This is a genomic window from Pseudomonas putida (genome assembly GCF_028682475.1).
In the GTDB taxonomy this organism is placed as follows: domain Bacteria; phylum Pseudomonadota; class Gammaproteobacteria; order Pseudomonadales; family Pseudomonadaceae; genus Aquipseudomonas; species Aquipseudomonas putida_AG.
In genome coordinates this window covers 1-13281 of record NZ_JANHLE010000029.1, presented here as the reverse complement: position 1 = coordinate 13281, position 13281 = coordinate 1, and the positions used below count along the sequence as shown (strand labels likewise).

General features: G+C 60.6%; 15 protein-coding genes and 1 pseudogene. 8 read left to right on the top strand and 8 right to left on the bottom strand.

The genetic code is table 11. The features are described 5' to 3' along the window. Window positions 1–136: 136 nt before the first annotated feature. Genes NPS47_RS20590 through NPS47_RS20575 form a run of 4 tightly spaced genes read left to right on the top strand, consistent with a single transcriptional unit; the run spans window position 137 to window position 3819 of the window. The gene (locus NPS47_RS20590) at window positions 137–1423 is read left to right on the top strand and encodes an MFS transporter (protein WP_274296614.1); all 1287 of its coding nucleotides are present in this window, start codon (window positions 137–139) and stop codon (window positions 1421–1423) included. A 25-nt stretch (window positions 1424–1448) separates the two neighbouring features. Continuing rightward, window positions 1449–2201, top strand: a complete 753-nt coding sequence (locus NPS47_RS20585; protein WP_274296613.1) for a 5-oxoprolinase subunit PxpA — start codon at window positions 1449–1451, stop codon at window positions 2199–2201. After that, complete coding sequence (gene pxpB, locus NPS47_RS20580) at window positions 2198–2902, top strand: 5-oxoprolinase subunit PxpB (protein WP_274296612.1); 705 nt, start codon at window positions 2198–2200, stop codon at window positions 2900–2902. Before NPS47_RS20585 ends, pxpB begins: the two co-directional genes overlap by 4 nt. Then, window positions 2899–3819 carry a biotin-dependent carboxyltransferase family protein gene (locus NPS47_RS20575; protein WP_274296611.1) on the top strand — a complete coding sequence of 307 codons (921 nt, stop codon included), beginning with the start codon at window positions 2899–2901 and terminating at the stop codon, window positions 3817–3819. Before pxpB ends, NPS47_RS20575 begins: the two co-directional genes overlap by 4 nt. A gap of 93 nt (window positions 3820–3912) precedes the next feature. Here NPS47_RS20575 and NPS47_RS20570 read toward each other — a convergent pair whose 3' ends face one another. From NPS47_RS20570 to NPS47_RS20560, 3 genes are all read right to left on the bottom strand, one after another. Beyond that, a complete protein-coding gene (locus tag NPS47_RS20570) occupies window positions 3913–5091 on the bottom strand; it encodes a vWA domain-containing protein (protein ID WP_274296610.1) in 1179 nt (392 codons plus the stop codon). 17 nt (window positions 5092–5108) lie between these two features. Next, complete coding sequence (locus NPS47_RS20565; protein ID WP_274296609.1) at window positions 5109–5954, bottom strand: AAA family ATPase; 846 nt, start codon at window positions 5952–5954, stop codon at window positions 5109–5111. Window positions 5955–6091: 137 nt separating this feature from the next. Next, complete coding sequence (locus tag NPS47_RS20560) at window positions 6092–7165, bottom strand: DUF748 domain-containing protein (RefSeq protein ID WP_274296608.1); 1074 nt, start codon at window positions 7163–7165, stop codon at window positions 6092–6094. Between the two features lie 131 nt (window positions 7166–7296). Between NPS47_RS20560 and cysK the strand changes: the two genes are divergently transcribed. The 4 genes from cysK (at window position 7297) to NPS47_RS20540 (ending at window position 10642) form a co-directional block, all read left to right on the top strand. Then, window positions 7297–8271: a cysteine synthase A gene (cysK, locus tag NPS47_RS20555; protein WP_274296607.1), complete on the top strand. Its 975-nt coding sequence runs from the start codon at window positions 7297–7299 to the stop codon at window positions 8269–8271. Window positions 8272–8433: 162 nt separating this feature from the next. Next, the gene (locus tag NPS47_RS20550; RefSeq protein WP_274296606.1) at window positions 8434–9369 is read left to right on the top strand and encodes an aspartyl/asparaginyl beta-hydroxylase domain-containing protein; all 936 of its coding nucleotides are present in this window, start codon (window positions 8434–8436) and stop codon (window positions 9367–9369) included. A 122-nt stretch (window positions 9370–9491) separates the two neighbouring features. Continuing rightward, the gene (locus NPS47_RS20545; RefSeq protein ID WP_274296605.1) at window positions 9492–9653 is read left to right on the top strand and encodes a hypothetical protein; all 162 of its coding nucleotides are present in this window, start codon (window positions 9492–9494) and stop codon (window positions 9651–9653) included. Between the two features lie 107 nt (window positions 9654–9760). Continuing rightward, window positions 9761–10642, top strand: a complete 882-nt coding sequence (locus NPS47_RS20540; RefSeq protein ID WP_274296604.1) for a DMT family transporter — start codon at window positions 9761–9763, stop codon at window positions 10640–10642. A gap of 4 nt (window positions 10643–10646) precedes the next feature. On the opposite strand, the gene NPS47_RS20535 is transcribed toward NPS47_RS20540, so the two are convergent. The 5 genes and pseudogenes from NPS47_RS20535 to NPS47_RS20520 all read right to left on the bottom strand — a co-directional run. After that, window positions 10647–11117, bottom strand: a complete 471-nt coding sequence (locus NPS47_RS20535) for a DUF4265 domain-containing protein (RefSeq protein WP_274296603.1) — start codon at window positions 11115–11117, stop codon at window positions 10647–10649. 113 nt (window positions 11118–11230) lie between these two features. Beyond that, complete coding sequence (locus NPS47_RS20530; RefSeq protein WP_274296602.1) at window positions 11231–12133, bottom strand: DMT family transporter; 903 nt, start codon at window positions 12131–12133, stop codon at window positions 11231–11233. Between the two features lie 162 nt (window positions 12134–12295). Continuing rightward, on the bottom strand, window positions 12296–12529 hold the full coding sequence (locus NPS47_RS25820; RefSeq protein WP_425313535.1) for a pyocin S6 family toxin immunity protein: 234 nt from the start codon (window positions 12527–12529) through the stop codon (window positions 12296–12298). A 45-nt stretch (window positions 12530–12574) separates the two neighbouring features. Continuing rightward, the gene (locus NPS47_RS20525; protein ID WP_274296601.1) at window positions 12575–12814 is read right to left on the bottom strand and encodes a pyocin S6 family toxin immunity protein; all 240 of its coding nucleotides are present in this window, start codon (window positions 12812–12814) and stop codon (window positions 12575–12577) included. Between the two features lie 192 nt (window positions 12815–13006). Continuing rightward, window positions 13007–13281, bottom strand: a pseudogene (locus NPS47_RS20520) (IS110 family transposase); the annotation flags it as partial.

The window sequence follows — 13281 nt, the reverse complement described above, 5'->3', positions numbered from 1 at the left end:
TCACTGATCAATTTTTTCTTATGCCAGACCGCTGGTTTTTCTCGTTGGACGACAACCCAAGGCCATCGAAAAATGTCGGTCACGGTTGCGACAAAGATCGCCGCCTTTAAAACAATACCAACAAGCTGAGGCAACCATGAACCCATCGGGCGTGCAGCACCAGGCCAAATCCAGTTCAGTGGCCGGTCCCTTCGACTGGTACCGCAACATCAACAAGCAGGAACGACGGACCTTCTGGAGCTGCAAGATCGGCTACGGCCTCGATGGCATGGACACCCAGATGCTCAGCTTCGTCATCCCCACGCTTATCATGCTGTGGGGCATCACCACCGCCGAAGCGGGGTTGATTCATACCAGCACTCTGATTGCTTCGGCGCTGGGCGGCTGGATCGCCGGTATCCTCTCCGATCGTATTGGCCGGGTGCGCACCCTGCAACTGACGGTGCTGTGGTTCGCCTTTTTCACCTTCCTCTGCGGCTTCGCCCAGAACTATGAGCAGCTGTTGATCGCCCGGACCCTGATGGGCTTCGGCTTTGGCGGTGAGTGGACTGCCGGTGCGGTGCTGATCGGCGAAGTCATTCGCGCCAAGGATCGCGGCAAGGCCGTGGGCATGGTGCAGTCCGGCTGGGCCATTGGCTGGGGCCTGACGGCGATTCTCTACGCCGTGCTGTTCACCCTGCTGCCGCCGGAAGACGCCTGGCGCGCGCTGTTCCTGCTGGGTATCGTGCCTGCGGTGTTCGTGATCTTCGTCCGTCGTCTGGTCAAAGACCCGGAAATCTACCGCCAGGCCAAGGCGGCGGAAAAAACCGCAGCGCCGTCGCATTTCTATGAGATTTTTGCCCCTGGCATGCTCTTCACCACCATTCGCGCTTCGCTGCTGACCACCGGTGCGCTGGGCGGTTACTACGCGATCACCTCCTGGTTGCCGACCTTTCTCAAGAACGAGCGCGGCCTCAGTGTGCTCGGCACCGGTGGCTACCTGGCCATGGTGATTTTCGGTTCGTATATCGGCTATGTGATCAGCGCCTATCTCACCGACCTGCTGGGACGCAAAAAGAACTTCATCCTGTTCGCCGTGGGCTCGTTCATCATCGTCCTGCTGTACACCCAGATGCAGGTCAGCGATGGTGTGATGCTCTGGCTGGGCTTCCCGCTGGGCTTCTTCGCCTCGGGTATTTTCAGTGGCATGGGGGCTTTCCTCACTGAACTGTTCCCGACCCGTATCCGGGGTTCGGGGCAGGGGTTCTGCTACAACATCGGGCGTGCCCTGGCGGCGTTCTTCCCGCTGCTGATCGGTATGCTTAGCCAGAAGGTCCCGCTGGGCCTGGGGATCGGCGCATTTGCAGCGGTGTCCTACGGGGTGGTCATCCTGGCGGCGCTGAGCCTGCCGGAAACCCGTGGTAAAGAACTTGAAGCCCAATAAGGTCGAGCCTGAAGGAGTGACAGACGTGAGCCGCCTGCTACTGAATTGCGATATGGGTGAAAGTTTCGGCAGCTGGACCATGGGCCTGGACGCCCAGGTCATGCCCTTTGTGGATTGCGCCAACATCGCCTGCGGTTTCCATGCCGGAGACCCGGGCATCATGCGCAAGACGGTGGCCCTGGCCATCGCCAGTAACGTACGCATCGGCGCCCACCCGGCCTACCAGGACCTGATGGGCTTTGGCCGCCGCTCCATGGCCTGCAGCGCCGAGGAAATCCGCGACCTGCTGCACTATCAAATCGGTGCACTGGATGGCATCTGCCGGACCCAGGGCACCCGGGTTGCCTATGTCAAACCCCATGGTGCGCTGTACAACGACATGATGGCCGATCCGCTCAAACTGCGTGCGGTGCTTGAAGCGCTGGCCAGCTACGACCGGCAGTTGCCGCTGATGCTCATGGCCACGGCCGACAACAGTGCCGCGCAGGCGCTGGGTGACGAGTACGGCGTTACCCTGTGGTTCGAAGCCTTTGCCGACCGCGCCTACGATGCTGCCGGTCACCTGGTGTCGCGGCGCCTGCCCGGCGCGGTGCATCACGACCCGGCGCGGATCGTCGATCAGGCCCTGCGACTGGCCCGCGGCGAACCGTTGATCGCCGTGGACGGCAGCGAACTGCGTCTGCAGGCCCAGACCCTGTGCGTGCATGGCGACAACGAAAGCTCGGTGGCGGCGGTGCAACAGATTCGTAAGGCCCTCGATGCCCTGGTGGTGTCATGAACTACCGCATTGAAACGGTGGCCATCGACTGCCTGATGGTGCGCCTGTTCGACGCCATCGATGAAGCCAACATGCCCTGGATGCTGGCGGCCAGTCAGCGTTTGCGCACGGTGTTCGCCGGGTATCTGCTGGATCTGGTGCCGTCCTACACCACGCTGATGGTGCATTTCGACCTGCTGCAACTGTCGCCGGAGCAGGCCCGCACCTTGATTCGCGAAGCGCTGGAAAACCTGCAGCCGGATAACGGCAGCGGCGGTCACCAGCACGAGATTCCGGTGTGGTACGACCTGAGCGTCGGCCCGGAACTGAGCCTGTTGGCCGAGCGGTGCGCTACCTCGGTGGCCGATATCGTGCGTCGGCACAGTGAACGCGAGTATCAGGTGTTCGCCCTTGGCTTCGCTCCCGGTTTTGCCTTCATGGGCCTGGTCGAAGAAGCCCTCGCCGCGCCACGCCTGGCCACCCCGCGTAAGCGCGTGGCGGCGGGCAGCGTCGGCATCGCCGAGCGCCAGACGGCGGCCTACCCGGCGGTGTCGCCCGGTGGCTGGAACCTGATCGGTCGCACCCCGAGCAAACTCTTTGACCGCGAGCGTGACGGCTACAGCCTGTTGCAACCGGGTGACCGGGTGCGCTTCGTCGCCGTGGATCGCGCTACCTTCATCAACCTGGGCGGCGACGATACCCCGCTGGAGGCCTCGGCATGAGCCGCTTGTCGATCGAGGCCAGCACACCGCTGTGCCTGTTGCAGGATGCCGGACGTTTCGGCGTGCGTCATCTGGGCGTGACCCAGGGCGGAGCGCTGGACTGGGTCTCGATGCGCTGGGCCAACTGGCTGCTCGGCAATCCTGCCGAGGCGGCGGTGGTGGAAATCACCTTGGGCGGATTCAGTCTGGTCGCCGAGCAGGATTGCTGCCTGGCGCTGACGGGAGCTGACCTGGATGCGCGGATCGACGGTGAACCGCTCAAGCCCTGGTCCAGCTTTACCCTCAAACAAGGCCAGCGGCTGCGCCTGAATCAACCATTGCAGGGCGCGCGTGCCTATCTGGCCGCGCCTGGAGGCTTTGTTGCTCCGCAGGTGCTGGGCAGTTGCGCCAGTGTGGTGCGTGAGGAACTGGGTGGGCTTGATGGTTTGGGTTCGGCGTTGGCCAAGGGGCAGCAGCTGGAATATCGCGGTGCGGCGCCAGTCTTGAAGGCCGTGCCCGAGGCGATGCGGCCAGACCTCACCGACAACCGCGCACTCGATCTGGTTTTGGGTGCACAGATCGGCGACTTCAGCGGCATCAGCCTGTTTGAAGCGTTCAACCGTGACTGGACCCTGGACAGCCGCGCCGACCGCATGGGTATGCGTTTGCTGGGCCCGGCCTTGCAGTATCAGGGCGCGCCGATGATTTCCGAGGGGATTCCGCTGGGGGCAGTGCAGGTGCCGCCGGATGGGCAGCCGATCGTGCTGCTCAATGATCGCCAGACCATTGGTGGTTATCCGCGGCTGGGGGCGTTGACGCCGTTGGCGTTGGCACGGCTGGCGCAGTTGTTGCCGGGGAGTGTGGTCAGGTTCAGGCCGGTGGTGCAGGAGACGGCCTGGCAGCAACAGCGGGCATTTGTTCAGCGGTTTGTTGCCTGACAGGGCCTCATCGCCGGCAAGGCCGGCTCCCACAAGGTTGGCAGCAACCTTGGACTCTGTGGGAGCCGGCCTTGCCGGCGATGAGGCTGAGGCTTACTTGGACAAAAACCGCATCCCTTCTTCCAACCCGCGCAAGGTCAACGGATACATCCGATCTTCGATCAACTCGCGCACGATGTTGGTCGAAGCGGTATAGCCCCAGGTGTCCTTGGGATAAGGGTTGATCCAGATAAGCTTCTTGTACTTCTCCATGAAGCGCTGCATCCACACGTAACCGGCTTCTTCGTTCCAGTGCTCGACGCTACCGCCCGGTTGAGTGATCTCGTAGGGCGCCATGGCCGCATCGCCAACGAACACCACTTTGTAGTCGGCACCGTACTTGTGCAGCAGGTCCATGGTCGAAGTGCGCTCGGAGGTGCGGCGCATGTTGTTCTTCCACACCGACTCGTAAACGAAGTTGTGGAAGTAGTAATACTCCAGGTGCTTGAACTCGGTCTTGCAGGCCGAGAACAGCTCTTCGCAGATCTTCACGTGGGCGTCCATCGAGCCGCCAATGTCGAACAGCAGCAGCAATTTGACGGTATTGCGCCGCTCCGGACGCATCTGGATGTTGAGCAGGCCGGCATCGCGGGCGGTGTGGTCGATGGTGCCGTCGATATCCAGTTCTTCGGCCGCACCCTGGCGCGCGAACTTGCGCAAGCGGCGCAGGGCCAGCTTGATGTTGCGCGTGCCCAGTTCGACCTGGTCATCGAGGTTCTTGTACTCGCGCTGGTCCCAGACCTTGACCGCCTTGCCCTGGCGCTTGCCGGCATCGCCGACGCGAATCCCCTCGGGGTTATAGCCCCCCGAGCCGAACGGGCTGGTACCGCCGGTGCCGATCCACTTGTTGCCACCGGCATGGCGTTCCTTCTGTTCTTCCAGACGTTTCTTGAACTCTTCGATCAGCTTGTCCAGGCCACCGAGGGACTGGATCTGCGCACGCTCTTCGTCAGTCAGCGAGCGCTCGAACTCCTTGCGCAGCCAGTCTTCGGGAATCAGTGCTTCCAGGTGCTGGTTGAGGTTTTCCAGGCCTTTGAAGTAGGCGGAAAAGGCCCGGTCGAACTTGTCGAAATGCCGTTCGTCCTTGACCAGGATCGCCCGCGCCAGGAAGTAGAACTCGTCCATGTCGGCGAAGGTCACCCGCTGCTTGAGGGCATTGAGCAGATCAAGCAGCTCGCGCACCGACACCGGCACCTTGGCCGCGCGCATTTCATTGAACAGATTGAGCAGCATGGCAATTGCCCCCGGGCTCAGCGATTACCGCGACGGCTCATGAAGGCCAGACGCTCGAGCAGTTGCACGTCCTGTTCGTTTTTCACCAGGGCACCGGCCAGCGGCGGGATGGCCTTGGTCGGATCACGTTCGCGCAGCACGGCTTCGCCGATGTTGTCGGCCATCAGCAGCTTGAGCCAGTCGACCAGTTCCGAGGTGGACGGCTTTTTCTTCAGGCCCGGCACCTTGCGCACGTCGAAGAACACGTCTAGTGCTTCGCTGACCAGGTCTTTCTTGATGTTCGGGTAGTGCACATCGACGATCCGCTGCAGGGTGTCGCGGTCGGGGAAGGCAATGTAGTGGAAGAAGCAGCGGCGCAGGAAGGCGTCCGGCAGCTCTTTTTCGTTGTTCGAGGTAATGATGATGATCGGGCGCTGCTTGGCCTTGATCGTCTCGTCGATTTCGTAAACGTAGAACTCCATCCGGTCCAGTTCCTGCAACAGGTCGTTGGGGAACTCGATGTCGGCCTTGTCGATTTCGTCGATCAGCAGAATCACCCGCTCTTCGGCTTCGAACGCCTCCCAGAGCTTGCCCTTCTTCAGGTAGTTGCGCACGTCGTGGACCTTGTCCACGCCCAGTTGCGAGTCACGCAGGCGGCTGACCGCATCGTACTCGTAGAGGCCCTGATGAGCCTTGGTGGTCGACTTGATGTGCCAGGTGATCAGCTTGGCGCCAAAGGACTCGGCCAACTGTTCGGCGAGCATGGTCTTGCCGGTGCCGGGTTCGCCCTTGACCAGCAGTGGCCGTTCCAGGGTGATCGCCGCGTTGACTGCCAGTTTCAGGTCGTTGGTGGCGACGTAGGTGCTGGTGCCTTCGAACTTCATGAACCGATCCTCTAACGTAGTGCCGGGGTACATGGCCCCTGGCAGAAAAATTGTCATGCACGACTATAACGCGGGCTCTGGTCGACTGGGAACGCAGACGGCCCATTCAGTCTCTGAATGGCTCGTCACTCGGTGACTTAGTCAGACTTGGGGGGTGGCTGCTCATAGCGTGCATTGAAGGCCTGAATGAAGCCATTACGCAGGATCTGCAAGAACGCTTCGAAGGCGTTGATATCGCGTTGATGCACGCTGCCGTGCAGTTCCACGCGGGTGGCGAACTGGTTCTTGCGCTGATTTTTCAGCACGGTTTCACCACCGCCGACCAGCGCTTCCCAGATCGAGCGGAAAAAGCCCTTGTCCTCGTTCTTCACGTCCTGCTGCCAGTTGAACACGTCCACGTCGCGTAGCAGCGGTTTGATGTAACCGCTGAGTTGGCCTTTTTGCGCGTCGGCCTCAATCACCAGATCGCCATGGCCGGCATTGAAGTCGAACTTGCCGTAGGCGCTGGCGAAGTCATTGAGCCGGCGCAGCTGGATGCCGGTAGCACGCAGACGAAACTGGAAGTCTTCGAAATTGCTGAAGGGGTCGAAGGTGGCGCTGCTTTCAACCGTTGCATCGCCCAGCAGACGGGCCTTGCCGTCGAAGCGGGCATCGCGTCGGCCCTTGAGGTCTTCGACGGTGGTCAGATTACGGATGCTGGCATCCAGCTGCGTAGCCTTGAGATTGACCGCTGGTTTGGAGGTGAAGTTGCGAAAGGTCAGGGTGCCGTTATCGATGCGGACTTCGTTGAGGGTGATGGGCAGCAGTTTCTCCAGCTGCTTGCGCCAGTCGGTACCCTGGCCGGTCTGTGTCGTCTGCTTGCTGGCGCCGTCGACGAAGTTGAGCTCGGGGCGCACAAAGAGTACTTCTGCGACGACTGCATGGTCATACCACAGCGCATGCCAGCTGACCGACAGGTCGATCAACGGTGCCTTGAGAAACGGCACCGGTACCTTACCGCTGGTCTTGACGATGTTCAGGCCGTTGATTTTGTACGCGCCGCGCCACAGCGCCAGATCGACATCTGCCACCTGGCCGCGGTAGTCGCCCATGTCGGCCAGTTTGTCATTGAGGTAGTTGCGCACCAGCATCGGCAAGGCCAGATGCAGGGCCAGCAGCAACAGGGCGATGCTCAGCAGCCCCCACAAGGGCCAGCGGTAGCGACGTTTCATCGGTGGCAGTTTCCGGTGGGGTAGTGATCGGTTGACCGCCGTCAACCGCAGGGGTTCGCCGGATGTGGACGCACCGGCGTTGCAGGCTTACCCTTGAAGTTTTCCGCCCGGTGCATAAAAAGGACCCTGCTATGAGCCGTATCTTTGCTGACAACGCGCATTCCATCGGCAATACGCCGCTGGTGCAGATCAACCGCATCGCCCCGCGCGGCGTGACCATCCTGGCCAAGACCGAAGGGCGCAACCCGGGTTATTCGGTCAAATGCCGGATCGGCGCGAACATGATCTGGGACGCCGAAAGCAGCGGCAAGCTCAAGCCGGGCATGACCATAGTCGAGCCGACCTCGGGCAATACCGGCATCGGCCTGGCCTTTGTCGCTGCTGCGCGCGGCTACAAGCTGCTGCTGACCATGCCGGCATCGATGAGCATCGAGCGGCGCAAGGTGCTCAAGGCCCTGGGCGCCGAGCTGGTGTTGACCGAACCTGCCAAAGGGATGAAAGGGGCGATCGAGAAGGCCGGTGAAATCGTGGCCAGTGACACTGCCCAGTACTTCATGCCGGCCCAGTTCGATAACCCGGCCAACCCGGCGATTCACGAGAAAACCACCGGCCCGGAGATCTGGAACGATACAGACGGCGCGGTCGATGTGCTGGTTGCGGGTGTCGGCACCGGTGGCACCATCACCGGGGTGTCGCGCTACATCAAGCTGACGCAGGGTAAGGCGATCCTTTCCGTGGCCGTCGAACCGCTTACTTCGCCGGTGATTACCCAGACGATGACCGGCCAGGAGGTCAAGCCCAGCCCGCACAAGATTCAGGGCATTGGTGCCGGTTTCGTGCCAAACAACCTCGACCTGAAAATGGTCGATCAGGTCGAGCTGGTCAGTGACGAGGAGTCCAAGGCCATGGCCCTGCGCCTGATGCAGGAGGAGGGGATTCTCTGCGGGATTTCCTCGGGTGCGGCGATGGCAGCGGCGGTGCGCCTGGCTGAAAAACCGGAGATGCAGGGCAAGACCATCGTGGTGATCTTGCCGGATTCCGGCGAGCGTTACCTGTCGAGCATGCTCTTCGCCGACCTGTTCACCGATCAGGAGAACCAGCAGTAAAGCGCTCAGGCGCTGACCAAGAGCAATAATCAGCGCCGGGCACTGTTGCACAATCCTTAACACTGAATGCTGGCACCGGTTATTTTTACCGGCGCCAGATCGGTTTATGATGTTCGATTAATCCGGCAGCGATGGCCTGATCGAAATTCCAAGGAGTGTTGCATGACTGTTTCCTTTGTCGCCAAGGCAGGTGTTTTGCTGTTGTTTTTCGGCAGCACGCTGTATGTGCACCTGCGCGGCAAGGCGCGTTTGCCGATGTTGCGTCAGTTCGTCAATCATTCGGCGCTGTTCGCCCCCTATAACGCCCTGATGTACCTGTTTTCCGGCGTGCCCTCCAAGCCCTACCTGGACCGCCAGCGCTTTCCCGAGCTCGATGTACTCAAGGACAACTGGGAAGTTATCCGCGAAGAGGCCATGCACCTGTTCGACGAGGGTTACATCCGCGCCGCCGAGAAGGACAACGACGCAGGCTTTGGTTCGTTCTTCAAGAAGGGCTGGAAGCGTTTCTACCTGAAGTGGTACGACAAGGCGCTGCCGTCGGCCGAAATGCTGTGCCCCAAGACTGTCGAACTGGTCAACAGCATTCCCAACGTCAAGGGCGCGATGTTTGCCCTGCTGCCCGGTGGCAGCCACCTCAACCCGCACCGTGACCCGTTTGCCGGTTCCCTGCGTTATCACCTGGGCCTGTCGACACCAAACTCCGATAATTGCCGAATCTACGTCGACGGCCAGGCGTATGCGTGGCGCGATGGTGAAGACGTGATGTTCGATGAAACCTACGTGCACTGGGTGAAGAACGAAACCGAGACTACGCGGGTGATCCTGTTCTGCGACGTCGAGCGTCCGCTCAACAGCCCGTTGATGACCCGCATCAACCGCAAGGTCAGTGCCTTCCTGGGCCGCGCCACTGCGCCGCAGAACACCGATGACGAGCGTGTTGGCGGAATCAACCAGGCGTATGCCTGGAGCAAGCGCTTCAGCAATGTGATCAGCGGCCAGGTCAAACAGTTCAAGCGTGCCAACCCGAAGGCTTACCGGGTGTTGCGTCCGGTGCTGGCGGTGGTGGTGGCTTACCTGTTATATCGCTGGTTGTTCTAAGACTTCATCGCGGGGCAAGCCCGCTCCTACCGGGATGAATGCAGGCCCGGTGGGAGCGGGCTTGCCCCGCGATAAACTCACCGCTATAGTCAAACCCACTTCACCTCACCGAAGACCTGCTCATGCCAGCTTCCCCACTCAACACCGAATTCCCTACCGCGCCCGACGCGGTGGTAGTCGTGCGTGGGTGTCAGCAGCCGGCCATGATCAGTCACTACCCACCACCTGTCAGTAGCGTGGTTGTGTGCGTTGTCGCACCACCAGGCGTGGTAGTGCTGGGCTAAGCGGCCAATCGCTGCGCCCTGTCACACCTGCACCCTACTGAATACGGTTGGCTGCCCACAGCGGGCAGCACCGTTCGGCTTATCTGCCCGAATTACAGGTGGCATTCATGTTTGCTCTATCGAAAGATTCCGTGGCCTCGGCGGCCACTACCAGCCTGTTCGTCCTGCTCTGGAGTAGCGGGGCGATCGTCTCCAAGCTGGGCCTGGCGCATGCCAGTCCCTTTGCATTCCTGCTCATGCGTTCGGCCCTGGCCCTGTGTGGTCTGTTGTTGCTCGCACCGCTGCTCAAGTTACGCTGGCCGCGCGGGCGCGCGGCGGTGCTGCAAGCGCTGGCCACCGGTTGCGTGTTGCTCGGTGCCTATCAGATTTTCTACCTGTTGGCGCTCAACACCCAGGTGACACCCGGCGTCATGGCCACGGTCATGGGCGTGCAACCCATCCTCACCGTGGTGTTGATGGAGCGTCAGCGCTCTTGGAGCCGCTTGTTCGGTCTGGGCCTGGGCTTGAGCGGGTTGATCATGGTGGTCTATCAAGGCCTCAACCTGGGCGGGGTTTCCCTGATGGGGATGCTCTTTGCGTTGCTGGCGCTGGCGAGCATGACCGCGGGTTCGATCATGCAAAAACGCATCACCAGCAACCCCATGGGGACCTTGCCGCTGCAGTACAGCGCCGGGCTGCTGATGTGTGCGCTGTTTGCGCCGTTGCAGCCACTGCATGTCGAACTGACGGGCAGCTTCATCGGTGCTTTGCTGTGGATGGGGCTGGTGGTCTCGCTGCTGGCGACCTTGTTGCTGTATCGGCTGATTGCCAAGGGCAACCTGGTCAATGTCACCAGCCTGTTCTACCTGGTGCCTGCGGTGACCGCAGTCATGGACTACCTGATCTTCGATAACCGCCTGGCGGCGCTGAGCCTGTTGGGGATGGGGCTGATCGTGATCGGCCTGCTGTTCGTGTTCCGCAAGCCAGCGGCGCGCCTGGCCGAGGCGTAAGCCTTCAGCGAAATTCTTCGGGGATGGTGTGGCGCAGCACACCCTCCTCGAAGTCCAGGATGCCGGCCTCGCGTTGGCTCAGCAGGTAATAGAGCAGGGTGTCGAGTGATTGCGAGGGCGGGATTTCGACGGCCAGCATCCTTACTGCCTTTTCGACTTCTGCGCGGCAACCGAACTCCTCAAGCGCCGTGCGCACCTGCTCCAGGTCGTCCGCGGCGTTGACCCGTACGCGCAATACCGAAGCGCCACCGCTATGCTGCAAGGCTTCGAACCAGGCTTGCTCGCCCTCCTCGCGGATGCTGATGGTGTCGCCGGGGGCGATGCCGTAGGCATAGAAGGGGATGCTGTCGACCTGATAGCCGGCCGCGCCGGGTTTTGCCCAGAGCCCTTCGACCGAGGCGGGTGGGTAACCCTGAGCGTCCTGTTCCAGGCGCCAGAGCACTATCTTGTAGGCGTGGGGTTGCTCGGGGGGCATGGAGGTTACGTGTCAGGAGGGCGGCCTATCGTAATGCGGTTTGGCAGTGGTGTCAGTACTGGCAGTATCGCCGAGGGCCGCCAACAACTTCGGCAATGATCAGCGAGTCATTTTCAGGCCCGAGCGGGCCGGCCCGCCACCGCCGGCTTGAGTACCAACCACAACGCCACAGCAATCAACACCCCGCCGTACAGATGCGCCATCGACAGCGGCTCATCCAGCAGCCAGGCGCCCCAGAGCACACCGAAGGCGGGGATCATGAAGGTCACGGTGCTGGCCTTTACCGGGCCAATCTCGCTGAGCAGGCGAAAGTACAGAATGTAGGCAAACGCGGTACACACCAGGCCCAGGCCCAGCAGCGACAGCCACACCTCCCAGCCGCCCCAGCTCGCCAGGGGCTGGGTGACCACGCTGTAAGCAAACAGCGGCAACAGCAACAAGGTCGCGCCCATCATGCTGCCCAGGGCCGACAAGCGGCTGTCGAGGCCGCCCTGTTGGTCGAGCCAGCGCCGTGCGAGAAAACCGGCAAAGCCGTAACAGGTGGTCGCCGCCAGGCAGGAAAGGGCTCCTTGCAGCAGTTGCTGGTCAAACGCCACCGGGCCCGCACCGCTGAGAATGCCGACACCGAACAGTCCAAGGAAAATCCCGCTGAGCTTGGCCAGAGTCATCGGCTCACGGAAGAACAGCGCACCAATCAGCACGCCCATCAGCGGCGTGGTGGCATTGAAGATTGCCGAGTAACCGGCCGGCAGCACCTGGGCCGCCACCGAATAAAGGGTGGCCGGGATTCCCGAGTTGATCATGCCCAGCACCAGACAGGCTTTGAGCTTGCCGTTGAAGTCCCAGCGCACCCGCAGCAGGGCGAGAATCACCAGCAGGCCCAGGCAGGCGATCGACACCCGAAAGAACGCGGTGGGCATTGTACCGAGGACCGGCGCGATGATGCGCATGAACAGAAAGCTGGCCCCCCAGACAGCGGCAAGAATCAACAGGCGGGTGATGGCGATGGGGCTCATGGGGCTCTCCGGGTCCTTTGGGGCGGGGCGCGAGTTTACGTTACAATGCCGGGTGTGCTCTCTCTCTTTCTTGCGTTGAAATTCTCGGGCCTCTGAGTTTTGTCGATACCCCATGCCTCCAGGCTTTTTCTGCCCTTTTTCAGCGGCAAACTCCGCAAAGCACTACGCCATAACACTGATGCAGATATCAAATTCTCGCGGTATGGATCTACCAAGAATCGTCTCGATTTGCGTAATTTGTGTCGTTGTAAGGTCTACAACACCCTCTTTTAAACCGGCTTGAAGGGACTCCCAGACAACCACTTCAAGCACGGCCTGATTGAACGCTGGTGCTACGTCTAATTCGAATTGCACGAATTGGTTTTCGTGGCCATCAGGGAAAAACCTGCGATACATAAAAACATAACTGCTCCCTATGCTTATTTTGGTGTTGTTCTGACGCTAGGCCTCGACACCAATGAATATATCCAGCTCGCTCGGGATTTGCTCATTGATCAGCGTGGCAATCTGCAGGACCTGATCGGCGGATAGCAACCATTCCCCGCTTGCCATTTCACTTAGGATTTTATGCCCAAGAAGCTGAACAATCTGATTGTTAAAGGTAGCGTCGATGGCAAGCTCATATTTCAATGAGGTGTCTTCAAAATTATCGGGTAAAAAGCCAGTGATGCATAAATACATAAACGCTCCTCGTTCTATTTCGGAGTTGTTCTTCCCGGTTTTGCTGCTTTGATCTTTTCGACTGAGGGAATCTCGATCAGATACATTAGCCGAGTGACTATCACTTAGTCCGTTATGCCCTGTCTGTAGGGCGATTGTTGCACCAGGCGTTCGACGCCGAGGTGCTGCTGGAGGTGGCGCAGTGGCCGTTGGTCAAAAGCGCCTACATCGGGCTGATCGAAGAAAACCGATACCTTCAATCGCCTGACAGCGTTCGACTTGCTCAAGTAAATCAGCCTCGCGCAGCAGATCTTTGATCCTCTTGCGCAGGAGCAGATCCACCTTGGCCATCTCTTTGAGAACACCGTCGAATGCCTTTCGCATCGATTTCTCGTTGGTCCAGCTCTGCAACATGCTGGTCCGCGAAGCCACCATCACGGCTCGGCGGCGCAACAGGCTCTGAAGCTCGCTGTAGACGGCTGGCGGCG